Annotated in this window: 15 protein-coding genes, 1 tRNA gene and 2 pseudogenes; 15 read left to right on the top strand and 3 right to left on the bottom strand. The window is 59.9% G+C overall.

Annotation, left to right across the window (positions count from 1 at the left end):
• The first annotated feature begins 9 nt into the window (after positions 1 to 9).
• Positions 10 to 99, top strand: a tRNA-Ser gene (locus tag P3G66_RS19925).
• Positions 100 to 153: 54 nt separating this feature from the next.
• On the opposite strand, the pseudogene P3G66_RS19920 reads toward P3G66_RS19925, so the two are convergent.
• A pseudogene (locus P3G66_RS19920) lies at positions 154 to 303 on the bottom strand (site-specific integrase); the annotation flags it as partial.
• Between P3G66_RS19920 and P3G66_RS19915 the strand changes: the two are divergent.
• Both P3G66_RS19915 and P3G66_RS19910 read left to right on the top strand, forming a co-directional pair.
• Positions 296 to 679, top strand: a complete 384-nt coding sequence (locus tag P3G66_RS19915; protein ID WP_052027918.1) for a phage major capsid protein — start codon at positions 296 to 298, stop codon at positions 677 to 679. The pseudogene P3G66_RS19920 and the gene P3G66_RS19915 overlap by 8 nt on opposite strands.
• A 763-nt stretch (positions 680 to 1,442) precedes the next feature.
• Positions 1,443 to 1,883, top strand: a complete 441-nt coding sequence (locus P3G66_RS19910; RefSeq protein ID WP_007731752.1) for a hypothetical protein — start codon at positions 1,443 to 1,445, stop codon at positions 1,881 to 1,883.
• A gap of 231 nt (positions 1,884 to 2,114) precedes the next feature.
• Here the strand turns inward: P3G66_RS19910 and P3G66_RS19905 are convergent, their stop codons facing one another.
• Both P3G66_RS19905 and P3G66_RS19900 read right to left on the bottom strand, forming a co-directional pair.
• Positions 2,115 to 2,528, bottom strand: coding sequence for a hypothetical protein (locus tag P3G66_RS19905; protein ID WP_007731749.1), 414 nt, complete (start codon positions 2,526 to 2,528; stop codon positions 2,115 to 2,117).
• A 321-nt stretch (positions 2,529 to 2,849) separates the two neighbouring features.
• Entirely contained in the window at positions 2,850 to 3,344 is a 495-nt protein-coding gene (locus tag P3G66_RS19900; RefSeq protein ID WP_058038035.1) for a YfbM family protein, read from the bottom strand.
• A gap of 251 nt (positions 3,345 to 3,595) precedes the next feature.
• Between P3G66_RS19900 and P3G66_RS19895 the strand changes: the two genes are divergently transcribed.
• From P3G66_RS19895 to P3G66_RS19840, 12 genes and pseudogenes are all read left to right on the top strand, one after another.
• A complete protein-coding gene (locus P3G66_RS19895) occupies positions 3,596 to 4,447 on the top strand; it encodes a glycoside hydrolase family 43 protein (RefSeq protein WP_223257880.1) in 852 nt (283 codons plus the stop codon).
• A gap of 586 nt (positions 4,448 to 5,033) precedes the next feature.
• Positions 5,034 to 5,717: an MspA family porin gene (locus P3G66_RS19890; protein WP_007731745.1), complete on the top strand. Its 684-nt coding sequence runs from the start codon at positions 5,034 to 5,036 to the stop codon at positions 5,715 to 5,717.
• A gap of 90 nt (positions 5,718 to 5,807) precedes the next feature.
• Positions 5,808 to 6,200 carry a hypothetical protein gene (locus tag P3G66_RS19885; protein WP_007731744.1) on the top strand — a complete coding sequence of 131 codons (393 nt, stop codon included), beginning with the start codon at positions 5,808 to 5,810 and terminating at the stop codon, positions 6,198 to 6,200.
• A 62-nt stretch (positions 6,201 to 6,262) separates the two neighbouring features.
• Positions 6,263 to 6,601 (top strand): hypothetical protein, encoded by a 339-nt coding sequence (locus tag P3G66_RS19880; protein WP_276117021.1) that lies wholly within the window; start codon positions 6,263 to 6,265, stop codon positions 6,599 to 6,601.
• Positions 6,598 to 8,649: a hypothetical protein gene (locus P3G66_RS19875; RefSeq protein WP_197491335.1), complete on the top strand. Its 2,052-nt coding sequence runs from the start codon at positions 6,598 to 6,600 to the stop codon at positions 8,647 to 8,649. The genes P3G66_RS19880 and P3G66_RS19875 overlap by 4 nt, the downstream gene beginning before the upstream one ends.
• A 1,022-nt stretch (positions 8,650 to 9,671) precedes the next feature.
• Positions 9,672 to 10,349, top strand: a complete 678-nt coding sequence (locus tag P3G66_RS19870) for an SMI1/KNR4 family protein (protein WP_007731739.1) — start codon at positions 9,672 to 9,674, stop codon at positions 10,347 to 10,349.
• 137 nt (positions 10,350 to 10,486) lie between these two features.
• Positions 10,487 to 10,735, top strand: coding sequence for a hypothetical protein (locus P3G66_RS19865; RefSeq protein WP_007731737.1), 249 nt, complete (start codon positions 10,487 to 10,489; stop codon positions 10,733 to 10,735).
• Positions 10,680 to 10,919: pseudogene (locus tag P3G66_RS19860) on the top strand (hypothetical protein); the annotation flags it as partial. The gene P3G66_RS19865 and the pseudogene P3G66_RS19860, both read left to right, overlap by 56 nt.
• Before the next feature lie 47 nt (positions 10,920 to 10,966).
• Positions 10,967 to 11,764: a hypothetical protein gene (locus P3G66_RS19855; protein ID WP_230359415.1), complete on the top strand. Its 798-nt coding sequence runs from the start codon at positions 10,967 to 10,969 to the stop codon at positions 11,762 to 11,764.
• Positions 11,765 to 11,902: 138 nt separating this feature from the next.
• Entirely contained in the window at positions 11,903 to 12,676 is a 774-nt protein-coding gene (locus P3G66_RS19850) for a hypothetical protein (protein WP_223304698.1), read from the top strand.
• A 533-nt stretch (positions 12,677 to 13,209) separates the two neighbouring features.
• On the top strand, positions 13,210 to 13,905 hold the full coding sequence (locus P3G66_RS19845; RefSeq protein ID WP_325066535.1) for an Imm52 family immunity protein: 696 nt from the start codon (positions 13,210 to 13,212) through the stop codon (positions 13,903 to 13,905).
• Between the two features lie 87 nt (positions 13,906 to 13,992).
• Positions 13,993 to 14,688 carry an Imm52 family immunity protein gene (locus tag P3G66_RS19840; RefSeq protein WP_230793306.1) on the top strand — a complete coding sequence of 232 codons (696 nt, stop codon included), beginning with the start codon at positions 13,993 to 13,995 and terminating at the stop codon, positions 14,686 to 14,688.
• Positions 14,689 to 14,721: the final 33 nt, after the last annotated feature.

Below are 14,721 nucleotides of genomic sequence, written 5' to 3'. Positions count from 1 at the left end.
ATCGCCCACGGAAGCGTGGCAGAGCGGCCGAATGCACTCGCCTTGAAAGCGAGCGTGGCGTTAAACCCACCGGGGGTTCAAATCCCTCCGCTTCCGCCAAAGTCCCTCACTTGTTCATGCAGGTGAGGGACTTTTTTCGATCAAAGTCAGCCACTAGTTCGCATTCTTTGAGCACGTTTTGAGCACACCCGTCTCTGAACGTGCCTGATTCAGTGAGATTCCAATGGCGTCGAGATCGTCGTCGAAGAGGTCCGCGTAGGTGTCGAGGGTCATCGCGGCCGACGCGTGTCCGAGCATGCGCTGTCGCAAGGCCGTGACCGCAGTCGAGAGCATCGGCCACACCGCTGGCACGTTCGTTCTCAGCCCTGCCGATTGGGAGAAGCTCGAGCTTGCCCGCACCGACTCAGCCGGCAGTCTCGAACTCGGTGGTCCGGTTGATCGTGCCAAGCGCACCCTCTGGGGCGTGAACATTGCGATCTGCACGGCACTGCCGGCCAAGACTGCAGTGCTGCTCGACCCGACCGCACTCGCCGTCGACACTGACGCGAACGTGGAACTCAAGTGGGACAGCTCGGGCGACAACTTCGAGAAGAACTTGATGCGTGCCCGCGTCGAGTCTCGCTACCACCTGGCGGTGTATCAGCCGCTCGGCGTCGTGAAGATCGCCACCGCAGCCTGACTCAGGCCGCACAACGGAAGCACCCCGCCTCAGAAACGAGTCGGGGTGCTTCACTACTACCGAGGTAGTTAATTGATTCGCGTTGGGACATGAGCCTTGATCCGCCGACCGGTTCGCGTCCAAGGATGGGGATGCCCATCGGTGAGCTCGTGGAACAGCGCAATGGGCACGTCAGCGTACGAGTAGCGGCGATTCTGACGGAATTCGACAACCAGAGTGCTCGTTGCCGGATCGTAGCCAGCGGCTCGGACATTGGTGGATTGTGGGATCGGGATGAGATTCACTAACAGCCCCTAGAAACGGTTGAGACAGCGGACGCGGATCGGTCCGTGCAAACTGAACGGTCACCTTGTTCGGAAGGTTCCCAAGCCAAGGGGCGTTGGCATCGCTGGGGCCTGGCCGTACGGACCACTTCCGAGCCGAGACTGCGAAATCCCTGGGCGTTGACGCCTCCCAGCGTCGTGTGCAACGCGTGCGCGAGCCCGCTCAGCGCGTAGGAGGGAGAGAACCAGTAACCGGTCATCGGAAAGGGCGTCCGTCGACGTGGACACCCTCGCAGACCTGACCGTGTTTGAAACACGGTCAGGTCGCGGATGGGGTATGTCTGGCATGCCTCATCGCCAGGTCTGCCCTCATCAGTAGTGAGTGCGGCAAAACAGACCCAGTCGAACCTGGGCCTCACGCCGCAGTGGATGTCGATAGCGAACAGTAATCTCTGTCAGGTGGAGCTCGTCAGCTCCACGCTGAGACGAGAGGCTCGCCGATGACCGAAAATTGCTGGCTCAAAACTCTGGATGGCACCGTAGTTCGGCCGTCACTGGCCGTCAGGTTCGACGTCCAGCCGGATTTCTACGATTTGGGACGCCGTGGCAGCCTCATCGTTCTACGAGTCCACGTCAATGGCCCTCGAAGCAGGGACAATGCAGCAACGACCGAAGCCCTCCATCTCTTGGAGCTGCCCAGTGAATTCGCCGGCGGACCGGGCTTCACCGAATTTGACGCGGAGGCAGACGCGCGCAACGCTGCGAAAATCGCACAACTCACAGCTCTCATCGAACCTCTGACCAATGCAATCGCCACCAACGCTGGGAACCGCGGTCTCACCACTATCGGTGTGAGCCTCGACGGAGGAGTCGAAATCCGCCGGCGCAATGAATGGACGGGCGCCGAGGTCGTCAAAGAAGCTGAGGTGAACAACGCCTGATTGGCGATCAGATCCCAAGACCCTGATGTCGGCTGTGCCGACATCAGCTAAAAGGGTGTCGGTAGTACTGACACCCATTGAGTCTTCGCCGATCGGCGAAGACTCCCACCAACGCTTCCCGGCGCCGGGAAACGTTGCGGGATCTCACAAAGGGTGTGCGTTCACCGCACGCCCTTCTTCGCAGTGGCGCGAAAAGGGTACTCACTCAGCGCGTACCCTTGACCGTTTCACCTACGTCACTGAGAAGAGACTCGCAGCCAGACCGAGAATGATGCCGAGCACGAGGCCCAGTAGCCCCGCTCGCTCAAGCCATTTGTTTGGCTCCTTCATCGCTTCTCTGTGTCCGATTACTTGCTCGAGCGCCAGGCGGACGTTTCGTACTCGCATATCCGTTTCGACCGAGGGGCGGATCATCGCCGCGAAACTTTCATCACCGCCTGCGTATTCGACAGAAAGCGGGCCTGAATCCTCGTCGATCTCATTCCAGACCTTCCAAATCACCTGAAGATTGCCCTGCAACAACTGGTCGTTACGCCGCGCACGCAGGAACTCGCGCACCACGATCACGATGCCGAAGAGTTGGAACACGCCCGCCAGTGAGTACAGCAGGTAGATCCCAGCAGACGAGTTCAGAAAATCGATCATGAGGGCACACGTTAGCCCGAAGGGATGTCTCGGGTGTCGTCACGTTCTACGTCGGATCCCACATCGAACGGTGAGGAAGGAACGAGCCGTAGTCGAGCGTTCCCTGAGCACAAATGAGCACACCTACTACAAAATGGGGGTGATTCGGCGTGACCGCACCTGACCCATTACCGCAGGTAGGGCAAAAATCGATCCCCGGCCTGCGGACGCGCAAGAGTTCAAATCCCTCCGCTTCCGTCAAAAGCAAAGGCTCTGACCTAGGACTTCTCCAGGTCAGACCCTTTACCGGTTTCGGAAGTCACACTGCTTGGGTGGTGGGCGTCAGAACCGCACCGTGAACACCACGTGGTGATTCTCTCGGGCCGCGCGCTGGAAAAAGTCCGCCACTTCCTGAAGCCAGCCCCAGGCGTACCGGCGCTCGTCGGGACCGTACTCCGGGTTGCGGTCGTCGAGAGGCATCGCGTCGTAGCGCGCGCCGAACTCGGATTCGGTGATTTCCGCCAGGTACGAGGAGACTTCGGCGACCCGATCGGGTGCCAGGTAGGTGACGAGTTGGTCGTCGGTGTCGGCGTTGAGGTCTTCGTCCCCCAAGATCACGCCGTAGGCCGGCCAGTTCTCGGGCACGCGCTCGTACCCCGTGCTGGAGAGGGCGCACAGGATCGGATCCCACGCCTTGTCCGTGTCGCACGAGAATTCGGATCGGCCCGTCTCCTCGATGTCCTCGACCACAGCGCCGAGTTTGTCGTCGTCGCCGCGCGCGTCCAGAAGTTCCGCTGCCACGCTGTCTGACAGCGCGAAATGCACCCCAAGTTCCATGGCGTGATGCTAACGGCCGACCTTGCCGCCGTCCCGCCGTCACTACAAGACGAATCGACTTAGGTAACGATCCTGCTCTGCCTCCGACCGAAGTTACCCATGGAGGGCCTGCTGTCATACATACTTCATCGGTGATTCCGACAAAACGGACCGGCCTTTCTGTTGTATCGCTGGTGATCCTCGTCGTCGCGGGGTTGCTGGTCGCAGCCCCTGCCAGCAGCGCCGCGCCGCCGCCTGACTGGAAATACACGATGGTGGCGTTCAGCAATGCCAGCGACCGCGACATGGATGTCTACGAGTCGGCTGACGGCACCGGCTTTCAGCTCGTCCAGCAGTCGGCGTACAGGCCGCCGTCTGGGCTCGTGCGTGATCCGAGCATCTTCCGGAACACGGACGGGTTGTACTACCTCACCTACACGACGGGTGGTGGGGCGAACATCGGGTTCGCACGCAGCAGCGACCGCATCAACTGGACGCCGCTGGGGAACTATCCGGTTCCGTTTTGCTGCGCCTTGATGCCTGGTACGGGAGATGGCACCGGTTCTGCGAGCCCCCCTGGCTTCTCGGGTTCGGCCGGTTTCAGCGACGGACCGTCGCTGTCACCATTCGTCACCAAGGCCTGGGCGCCTGAATGGTTTGTGGACGGCGATCGCGTCAACGTCATCCTGTCGATGTCGACCGGTGGAGGATTTGTGCCGTATCTGATGACGGCGTTGGAACCGTCGCTCCGGTTGTGGAGCCCGCCTGTTCCGCTCGCCGGGATCGGTGCGGACCACATCGACACCACCGTGGTCAAAGTCGGATCGACCTATCATGCGTTCACCAAGAACGAGACGAAGAAGGTCGTCGAGCATGCGGTCGCTCCTTCGGTGACGGGACCTTATTCGTTTGTCCCGCCCGGAAATTGGGGTTCGCTTGTCGAAGGTCCGGCCGTGGTTCAGTTGCCGAGCGGCGACTGGCGGATCTATCTCGACGCCTATACCGAAGGAAAGTATCTCTACTCCGACAGCACGGACGGGCTGAACACCTGGTCTCCGGTGCAAGAGGTTCCTGGGGTGTCCGGGACTGCACGGCATCTCGGCATCATGAGAGAACCGGCATAACTTTCGACCCCGAGTTGGTAAGGCTCTGATCAAGGACTCCGGTCTTGGTCAGAGCCTTTTCTCGTACTTGCGTACTACTTGTGTGCGTCGCCTGCGCGAATCAGTGATTGACAAGCTAACGATGCGATGCCGGTGGGTCCGACGAGTTCGCGCCGACCACGAAGTGAGTATCTCCGCGTGAGCTGTGCAGAGTTGCGCTCCCAGGCCCCGCTCGGCCTTGATTTGCGATCGATTGCCAAGTAATGCCTGTTAGTTACATATTCAAGTACGCGCACTGGCTGATGCCCGCACTTTCTGCCTTCAGCTGCTCTGAGGCCCGCGAAATGCGGGTTGAATTCGATTTGCCGCACTGTTCCTGAGGGATCTTCTCGTCCGTAAACGGTGACCTTGCTCATAGCGGGACCTAGGTCCTTTTTGCTGCTGATAAGCCTGTCGATATATACCTGTTACCGAAAGTTCACCCTAAATCCAAGATGGCGGAATCGGCGCGCTGGCGGGCAAACAGGACGATTGGTACCGTCCGGTAACTAATTCAGTTAGTTGTCGGCTACCGCTCTGGTTGCTGTGTCACGTGGAGGAGCAGTTCATGTCGATCGAATCGCAAAACGGCATATCCCATCGTCGATCGAGGGCCGCAGTGGGGCTCGCGGCGTGTGCGGTTGCCACACTGTCGTCTGGGGTGGTCTTCGCAGGGAGCGCATCGGCAACGCCGACGGCGTTGGCGGACAAATTCGCGAGCACGGTCACCGATGACGGCTGGACGTTGGATCTTGCCGCCACCAAACTGTCGGCGAATCCGGTGCCGAATTTGGCGACGACGGCGTTCACTCGTGAGGGGTTCGTGTCGGCGAAGGTGACCGGCACGATCGGTGGTCAGGGCGATTCGGCAGTGAAGACCGGTTATGTCGAGCAGGGATTGCAGATCGGCTGCCAGATCGATGTCTCCTCCGGACTTGGCTTGGGGCTTGGCTTTTCGCTCGGCCCGTCTGTCGGTGTGAGTATTTCGGGTGTCCCGTCGGCGAACGTGGGTGTGAATGCGTCGGTGAATCCGAGTATTCAGTCGACGATTGCGCCGGGCACGATCACGACGATTCCGTTGGGGAAGAAGGATCTCGAGTCGTCGAAGGCGTCGATCACGGCAGAGAACGTGCACGTGAAGGTTGATGCGTGCATGGGGCCGGTGACGATCCGCTCGTACGCACAACTCTCGGTGTCGACGGCGACGTCCGACAACACATTGTTCGTGTACTCCGATCCCACCTGGCTCTAACCCACGCAGCCGTCGTCAGCGCTGCTGGCGACTATTCCCGATCCGTCCCGTCCAGGGGTGGTTACTCATCACGCCCACAAAGGAGAAATCATGAAGATTCGTACCTTGGCCACTGCCGGAACTCTCACCGCAGGTATCGCCCTGTTCGGTGTTCTCGGCGCCGGCATGGCATCTGCTGCAACTCCGATCGTGCAACCGGAACATGGCCGGATCGGACTTTCGCTTTCGAACGCCGAAACGGCGGCGCTGGCGGCGAGCCCGATTCCTGATGCGATTGCGAACATCGTTCCAGGTTCGCTGAGGGGGGTCTGGTTGGCGCCTGGTTCCGCGATAACTGTTACCGATGGCAAGGTCGACGCCCTCGAAGGAACTGTGCTCGGTGAAGCAGCCGCGCGTGGTGGGCATGCCAATGTCTTTGTCTCCGACCCGAATCACCCCGCCAGTGAGGGGCACATAGTGCTGACGGAGCAGTACTGGAACTGATACCAGGCCGAACGTCGGCGACCCGTTGTCCCCGCTCTCCCTTCCTGTTTGGAGTTCCAGCCATGACCGTCAACAACGCCGAACGTCGCAGTGTCCAAACGGAACCCGCTGCCCTCGTCAGCAAAGGCGTTGCAGACGTTGATGACTGGGATCCGGACAGTGAACTCAGTCCACTCTCCAAGGCTGTGATCGCTACGGCAGTTGGACTGGGGTTGCTGATCGCGGCATTCGCGGTGATCGGGAAGCTCGCCGGCTGGGCGAACGACTACGGGACGATCCTGGTTTACCTGGCGTTCTTCTTGTGGATGTCGATCTCCGGACGGTTGTTCTGTTGGGGCGCAGACAAACTCATCGCGCTACTCCGAACGAAGAAGAGTGACAATCGTGGTGCGCACCGGTGAAGTCCGGTAGACGACTTCGCCGGACTCTCGCGGGAGTGCTTGCCGCTGGGGCGCTGTTGACCGGAGCGGCCGGAGCGATCGGTGCGGGAATTGCACTCTCCGCCGCTCCGGCGAACGCGACGCCGGAAGAAGACTGCGCGGCGGTGCGGGCACGTGATCATCAGATCTACCTGAATCTCATTGCGTCGCTGCCACCTGGTGCACCCATCCCGCCAGAGATCATCAACCCGTGCCTGAGTGCGCCGTCCACGACGGCGACAGTTGCGCCGACGACCACGGTCGGGCTCCCCGGTGCGCAGGCTCCAGGCGGTGGCCCGAATGTCGGCGCGAATGCTCCGACGAACTTTCCCACCTACAACGGCACCCCCATCGTCCCTGTGCCGACGATCGAGGTTCCGCCCATTACTTCCGAGTCCCCGGCCTCGGAAACTGGTGTCGGTGCATTCCCCAATGCATCGGCATCAGCGGTTCCCTCACCCACACCCACGCCGGGTGAGGGAACCACCACCGATCGTGGTCCCGGACCGATCCCCGCGGATTCGGATTCGAATATCGCACCGGCCCAAACGGTTCCGGACCCGGCAGCAGATGTTTCCACCGCCGGGGAGGACTCGGGCCGTGACCGGTATCTCGAACTGGTCCTCGTCGGGGCCGCGGCGTTCACCGCTGCGGGTATGAGAGTGAGGGGGCGGCCGGGACCGTTCAGTGCGCGTGTGAGCGCGCGTCCGTGGGAGTCGGTTCTCTCCCAGGTAGTCGGTACGGTCGCGAAACCGTTCATGCCGTATTTCGTCGGCGGTCAGGACGTCGTGGTCATCCCCGACCCAGGTGGCGGACAACGCACCATCTTCCTCATTCACGACGAAACCTCCTCGCATGAAGCTGAAATGGTGGTCGACCTACCACCCGGCGGACACATGAGCATCAACGACGACGGGTCCGTCGGTGTCTACGACGCGAACGGAGACTTGCAGGGCACCGTTGCCGCTGCGTGGGCGTACGACGTCAACGGCGATCCGGTTCCCACCTACTACGAGATCCGTGACGGCAAGCTCTACCAAGTCGTTATCCCGACCCCGGGCGTCATCTACCCGGTCACTGCTGACGGCCCCTACGGCGGCAGCGACCCGGTCACCGGACGAGACGTCACCGCTACACCCCTTCAAGGCGGCGGTGAGGTCGTCAACCAGTCCGGCGGACCGGTCATGGTCAACGTCCCGACAGACTCCCCCTACAACGACGTCGGCGGGATCGACCCACTGGGCAATCTCGACATGGATCCGCCGACGCAGCCGGCACCGACAACGCCTCTGCCGTTCGATATCGGATCGCCGACCGACTCGGGCACCGATACACCCGGGGGTACAGCGAGCGAGCCTCCGTGGAACCCACTCGACAACCTCGACATGGAAACGCAGACGCAGCCAGATCCTCCAATGGAATTACCATTCGGGATCTTTGACTCTGATCCCAACAACGGTTTGATCGGCCCCGCGCAGAGGGCCGCGAACCAACGGGCGCTCGCCCATGGCGACGTACCTGCTGACTTCACTGGCAACGTCCCTCTGACCGCACAGCAACAACTTGACGACCTGCAATGGCAGGTGGATCAGATGCGAGACCGCGGCTATACAGATTCCGAGATCGCAACTGTCTTGAGTAAAGGCAGCACCGCGCTCGGTGGCCCCGCCTCGGGCTTGCAATCTGCGGGCGCCCTTGCGAACACCGGTGTGCATCATGCTGGTTCGCTCCCGAGCGCTGCGCAGGCCGCTCGGTCGGCGGCAGTGGGTACTGTTTTAAGCAGATTATCGGTGGCAGTTGAGGTTGCCTCGGGTGTCATCAAGTGGCGCGAAGGCGCGCCACGTGGCGAAACTGTGGGAAATTCCGGTGGCGCAATCGCATTGGGATGGGCAGGCGGCAAAGGTGGCGCCGCACTCGGCGGGTTTCTCGGCGGCCCGATAGGTGCCGCAGTCGGGGGCGGAATCGGTGCAATCGGAGGATCGCTACTCGGGGCATACTTGGGTACCCGGGCAGGCCGATCATTTGATTGAAGCCTTAGACAATGATCGATCGCTCCAAGAGAAGGGACTGAGACCGTGCATTACCTGCTGATCGCTGCCATTGCATTCTGCCTAGCCTCGGGGGTGCTGTCGGCGCTTGATGCCGCAGCAGGCAATCCGATGCGGGGCGCGATAACCTTGGCCGTTTCGTTGACGGCTGCGAGTGGGATGGTGTTCCTCGTGACTGACAATTCGACCACCCGGATCGGCGCTGTCGCGGGCACTGCGGCGGTCCTCGTTTTGCGTTTTCTCCCGAAGAGTTCCATATACCGACGACACACCGTTCCTCAAGCGGAACCGGCACCATGACCACCTTTTATGCGATTTGTGCGATTGCTGCAGGGGCTGTGGCGTTGATCGTATCTACGCCCTACGTGATGTACCGCAGTCATGCGAGAACGATTTACTGGAGTTCGTCGATCCTTACCATCGTTTTCGCTTGGCTCACCGCTCCACAGCGGTCGATTCTCGGACCTGTCCTCTTGTGCGGTTTCGCTGCTGTGTTCGTGGCGTGGTGGTGGACCCCCTTCCTCACGCGAAGGCATCCCACCGGATTCAACGATGTTTTCGGTGCTTGGCTGACACGGGCGCTCTACCGCGAGCAGAAGGATGCACCTCCGGTAAACAGGTACGACAAATTGCACTACAAAGACACTGACCGCCAAGCACGAGATACCGATTCTGACGGAAATCAGGTCAACACCTGAGCCGGCGCGTAGAGCGCTTTGTCCTTGATACCACCCTCGCGCGTACCCGAACAGCTTGTAGTGAGATGCCGTGGGAAACAGTACTTTCCACATGGCGGCGTACACCTGCCCGGTTTGCGCAAGCTGTACAGTAACCAGGATGATCGATGGCTCGAAGCTGCTCTTCGCGCAGCCCAATTCAGTAGCTGTCAGCGCCATCGCGAGCGGTAGTCCTCTTCCCCTAGTCCCTGCAACTCATCCCATTTTTCGAGCATCCGCCTCGTCTGGATAGTTAATGATATCTAATATATTGAATGGAGTTCAGTAGTGGATCTGGTCAAGATTTCGCGGTGTGTCGACTCGCCCGTGCTTGCGGAGATTGACGACTTGACACCACTTGAACGTATGGCGCTTCCGAATTATTGGTTGGATGCACTAAATGGTGACGTTGCAGCTCGAATTTCTGGGATATTGGACCAATGGGACGTATTTGGGCGACCGATATTGGGCGACACTTACAGAAACATTAAAGATAATCTATCTGATGTGCGGTTGCTCAGGTCTGAAAATAGGTTCTTTCTTCTATATAAAATTAAAATGGCAGACGGGACCGATCTCTACTATTTGGGTACGCCACCGGTAGTGGATGGTGATGAACTTTCAGGGTATTGGAGTAAATTCCCCTCCAGTCTAAAGAATTTCTATTCAAATTTGCACAACGGTTGGTACTATATTGCCGGTAAGACTGTCGGGCCACTGCCTCTTGAAGATATGTTTCGAATTGACAGCTTTGAATGGTCTATTCTGGACGGGCTGTCCCCTGAAGAGTACCCAGATCCGGCTCGTTGCATCGCGACATTCAGATCGGGCGGCGGCGGTTATCTTTGCTTGTACTTTGGTGAGGAATCGACAAGGGGTGTTGTGTGGTCATTGACGGAACCCCCTGAACTGGTCGATTACTCCACTTACCTTGATATCTGGACCAACGTCGGACTCGGTGCCTAGAGCCTGCGCCTTGGATAGCCAGACTGGAGACAGTCTAAGCAATTTGTGTGCGGTCTTGCCCCACGTGGCACGTGCCTCGGATCCAGTCTCCAAAGAGCAGATGATCAATTTGTCTGACCAAAAGGGATCTCGAGGTCATGATCGGTTTCGGGGGTACCTCACGCATCGACTCGTTTTCCTGCACCATTGCCGACGAATCGCTGATTGCGCTGGCGTTAAGGGTCGTACGGGGGCAGGCCGATATCTGGGCCTCTCGTGTCACCGTGCTCTACCACCGGACCGAATCATCGCCTCAGCGCAACGTACCCGGCGACGCGATCGTGGGCAGTTCGGGCTCGGTGGAGCATCGGCGACTACCGGCACCTTCAGAATCGGTCGAAAGGTGAGGTGGAGGTGGGATGGGAAACATACTTCCATTCAGGAGTTACGTTCGATCGCAGCAAACTCCCCCAATCTGCGGTGGTGGAGGAACTGCCCATTGGCACGTTGGTTCGGTTGGGGGACAAGCCAATGGAGGTCGCTGCCGCCGACATCGTGGCGGTGCGGGCGGCGTTGGGTTACCCGGTGTAGCGCCAGAGCCTGTCCAATTGGTCGATCGTCTTCGAGCAGGAGTGACGTTGTCTGCTTCATCTTTACGTCGCGATCCGGCGTCCGGATTGACCTTGAAAGTCATGGCGCGAAAGGGGCCGCCGGAAGCCGAATCGGTCACCGCAGTGCTGGCAGCGCGGTCGCAGCAGTTCCTTCGAGAGCTTGACCCAGTCTTTGACGTCGACATGTATCGCTCCGTGAGGAATGGCCTTCCCGACGGCGTTACGGTCGAGCAGGCGCTTGCATCGAATGGTGGACGGATCCTCACGCTTCAGGCAGAGAACTCCCTCGAGGCCGCAATGATCGAGAGCAGAAAGTCTCCTGATGCCGCAGGCGGGATTTACCCACTCTCCTTCGGGCATCAACTCAGGTTGTTCATCGACAACGGAAACATCGAAATTCTCATCGGATTCGGGGGTACGGCGGGAGCAGGTTCCTTACTTTGCACGTTCATCTGGCCGTACCCAGGGGGCTTCGCCGATGAATCTCTGATCTCACTGTCATTGAAACTCGTCCAGGGCATGGCCGATATCTGGGACGCTCACACAGCCGTGCTCTACCGGGATGCGGAACTCACACCTCAGTACAACGTGCCCGGCGACGCAACGGTGGGCAGTTGCACCTACTTCGGCCCTGAGATGCCGATCAACGAAACGCAGATCCCACCCACTGTCGAAGCTTTTCCGTACAAGAAAGGAACGATCGTCATCCAGCGTGATCCACGCGCCCCGTTGGTTGCCGACGATATCCGAAGCATCCGCGCAGCAGTCGGCCTGCCGGCCGAACGACCGGAGGTTCGCCTACCGAAAGGCTCGCGTCGGCTGTGACACCAGAAGTTACGGCCAAGCTCACGTCCGCAGGTGATGGTGTTCTTAAGAACAAGCTGCTCAGATAATGGAGGATGCGTTCGACGAGGTCATCGGGATGGAGAACATCAACATCATCGTATTTGGAGGGGAGTGAAAGTGCCTACGTCATCACTGCGCCGCAATCCTACGGCGGGCTTGACAGTGAAGGTCATTCCACGAAAGGGTTCGCCTGAAAGCGAGGCCGTCACGGCCGCGCTCGTTGCACGTTCGCTACGATTGCTTCGCGACATCGATCCTGTCTTCGACGTCGACTTGTACCAAACAGTAGGCGATGCACTCCCCGACGGCGCCGGAGTCGAGCAGGCCTTGGCGTCGAATCTCCGTCAGATCCTTGTACCTCCGACGGAAAAATCGATCGAAGCCGCATTGATCGAGCGCAGACGATCCCCCGATGCCACCGGCGGTATGTATCCCCTCTCATTGGGACGACATATGACCCTGTATTCACCCGCTGGAGACGTCAAAGTCGTTGTCAGTTTCGGGGGCACCTCAGGGTCCGGCGCATTCGCATGTGCCTTTGCCGACGAATCACTGATTTCGCTGGCATTGAAGCTCGTACAGGGACTAGCCGACATCTGGGACTCGCGTGTCACCGTGCTCTACCGCCGAACCGAATCATCGCCTCAGTTCAACGTACCGGGTGACGCGATCGTGGGCAGTTGCACCTACTTCGGTCCTGAGTTGCCGATCAAGGAAACGCAGCTCCCGCCCAGCGTGGAGGCGTTTCCCTACCAGGACGGCACAATCGTCATCCAGAAGAATCTGTCCACGCCGTTAACCGTCGAGGACATCCGAAGCATCCGCGCAGCAGCAGGACTGCCGACCGAACGACCGGAGATTCCTCTACCCAAAGGTTTCAGACGGCTGTGAGCCCTACGTTGGGCGCACTCGGGGCTGCCTGCAGGTAGGGATGGCGCGGACCGACCAGCCTGCCCGCAATTACCGCGCCGCGATCCCGATCCGGCTACGCACCAGCTGATCGACGCTCCGGGTGGAGTGCCACCGCGCGGCATACCCGCCATCGACGGCACAGTTCAACATGCCGAGCATGATCAACCCTCTGTTCCGTCCGTGAATGAAACCTGCACGCCCGGATCCCGCGATTCCGGAACCCTCGCAACCCACTTTCCCGGCGTTCCCGATCGTGGCGAGTGGGAATCATTCTCGCCCGGTGAGATTGGCGATCCGGGGTCGAACCCGAGACCCGAGAACTCCACCCCGGAGGCTCCCTCGCCAGGTCGTGCCGAGGAACCGAGTGTGCCGACTCTGCCTGATGTCGGTCAGGTGCCGGTGAATCCGGATGCTCCCGGCGCTCCGCAGCAACCCGGACCACAACTGTTCAATGACAATGATTTGCCGAGAACGACTATGACGATCGCAGAGTGGCTGGAAAGGAAAGGTCGATGAATTCGGATCGTGGCGCGACAGTGATCGGGTATTGGGGCCCTCGGACGCAACCGGTAGAAGACATTGCAGCGGAGGTGTTCTCGTTTCTTCATAGTCTGAGGAACATTGATCCAGCACTTGGACAAGCTTGGGTGTTTTCGCCCGAGACTGCCTCCGAGTCGACCGATCTAAGCGTGGAAGGCCTAGCGAAAATCTTCCGGGCAGCGAAGGATGTCGAAGGGCAATCCGTTGCGGCCTTCGACCTCGGCTACATCGTGAGTTTGTTGCACCCGGACAGATATCAGTTCTTGAGAATCCAATTCTCTCTCGGCCGGAATGTTCCGAGGGTTCCGAATCTCGTCAACGTCACCCTCCCTCCGGAGAAACAAGCAATCGGGGAGGCGTCGCGGTTGCTAACCGCAGGCGTCGGGGACGCGATCATGAAAGCGATCATCGAGCATTGGTCGCCGGAGTCTGCGCGGTGGGGGACGCGGGAGTACCGCAATGCGCAGGGAAATGAGGTCAGCGAAATCGAAGTCGGGTGGGAGACATACATCCAGTCCGGGATCGATCTCGATCACAGCAAACTGCCCGTCGTCGCCGTACTGGAGGAACTCCCCAACGGAACGCTGATTCGGTTGGGCGAGAAACCGTTAGACGTCAACTTCGACGACATCCTGGCCGTGCGGGAAGCACTGGGTTACCCGGTCTAAGATGCCGCGTGACCGCCGAGCGCTGCTCACGTCGCGACACGTAGTTGAATTGGAGACGATTGCGCATTGGTCGGAAAGGACGGGGCGATGAGCATGTTCGGGCGGCGGCCGACGGTAGCCGGATATTGGGGCACGCGGGTGCAGTCGAGTCAGGAGGTGGCGCAGACGATGCGGGCTTTCCTCGATGATCTGGAAGCGGTCGACCCGGGGTTGGCGTTGCCGTGGGTCTCGACTGCCGAGTTCGACAAGGTGCCAGCAGATCTCAGTGTGGACGGGTTGGTGCGAATCTTCGAGTATTCCCGCTCGAAGGAGATGGGGTATTCGGACACCCCGGGACCGGGTTACGACATCGACTTGTCGCCCGAGGACGGGACCGCGCGCCGGGTCGGTGCCTGGGTCGGCGGGCTGGAAACCAGTGCTCCCAACAGTGTCCGGGTGTCGTTGCCGACGGAGAAGCAGCTCACCGACAGTACCCGGCGGTTGCTCGACCCGGATATCGGAGACGCGATCGTGAGAGTGATCGTCAAGCATTGGGATCCGGATCGGGCTCGGTGGAGCATCGGCGACTACCGGCACCTTCAGAATCGGTCGAAAGGTGAGGTGGAGGTGGGATGGGAAACATACTTCCATTCAGGAGTTACGTTCGATCGCAGCAAACTCCCCCAATCTGCGGTGGTGGAGGAACTGCCCATTGGCACGTTGGTTCGGTTGGGGGACAAGCCAATGGAGGTCGCTGCCGCCGACATCGTGGCGGTGCGGGCGGCGTTGGGTTATCCGGTGTAGGCCACGCAACGGGTCCGGAGTTCACCATTGCAT

Origin of the sequence: Rhodococcus sp. C3V, from assembly GCF_029269915.1 — a bacterium.
In the GTDB taxonomy this organism is placed as follows: Bacteria; Actinomycetota; Actinomycetes; order Mycobacteriales; family Mycobacteriaceae; genus Rhodococcus_F; species Rhodococcus_F qingshengii.
The sequence above is the reverse complement of the archived record's forward strand: the minus strand, read 5'-3'. Positions and strand labels throughout refer to the sequence as shown.

Coding starts and splice junctions, on each gene's coding strand:
- P3G66_RS19915 (WP_052027918.1), top strand. CDS start 296: ATGCGCTGTCGCAAGGCCGTGACCGCAGTCGAGAGCATCGGCCACACC.
- P3G66_RS19910 (WP_007731752.1), top strand. CDS start 1,443: ATGACCGAAAATTGCTGGCTCAAAACTCTGGATGGCACCGTAGTTCGG.
- P3G66_RS19905 (WP_007731749.1), bottom strand. CDS start 2,528: ATGATCGATTTTCTGAACTCGTCTGCTGGGATCTACCTGCTGTACTCA.
- P3G66_RS19900 (WP_058038035.1), bottom strand. CDS start 3,344: ATGGAACTTGGGGTGCATTTCGCGCTGTCAGACAGCGTGGCAGCGGAA.
- P3G66_RS19895 (WP_223257880.1), top strand. CDS start 3,596: ATGGTGGCGTTCAGCAATGCCAGCGACCGCGACATGGATGTCTACGAG.
- P3G66_RS19890 (WP_007731745.1), top strand. CDS start 5,034: ATGTCGATCGAATCGCAAAACGGCATATCCCATCGTCGATCGAGGGCC.
- P3G66_RS19885 (WP_007731744.1), top strand. CDS start 5,808: ATGAAGATTCGTACCTTGGCCACTGCCGGAACTCTCACCGCAGGTATC.
- P3G66_RS19880 (WP_276117021.1), top strand. CDS start 6,263: ATGACCGTCAACAACGCCGAACGTCGCAGTGTCCAAACGGAACCCGCT.
- P3G66_RS19865 (WP_007731737.1), top strand. CDS start 10,487: ATGATCGGTTTCGGGGGTACCTCACGCATCGACTCGTTTTCCTGCACC.
- P3G66_RS19845 (WP_325066535.1), top strand. CDS start 13,210: ATGAATTCGGATCGTGGCGCGACAGTGATCGGGTATTGGGGCCCTCGG.
- P3G66_RS19840 (WP_230793306.1), top strand. CDS start 13,993: ATGAGCATGTTCGGGCGGCGGCCGACGGTAGCCGGATATTGGGGCACG.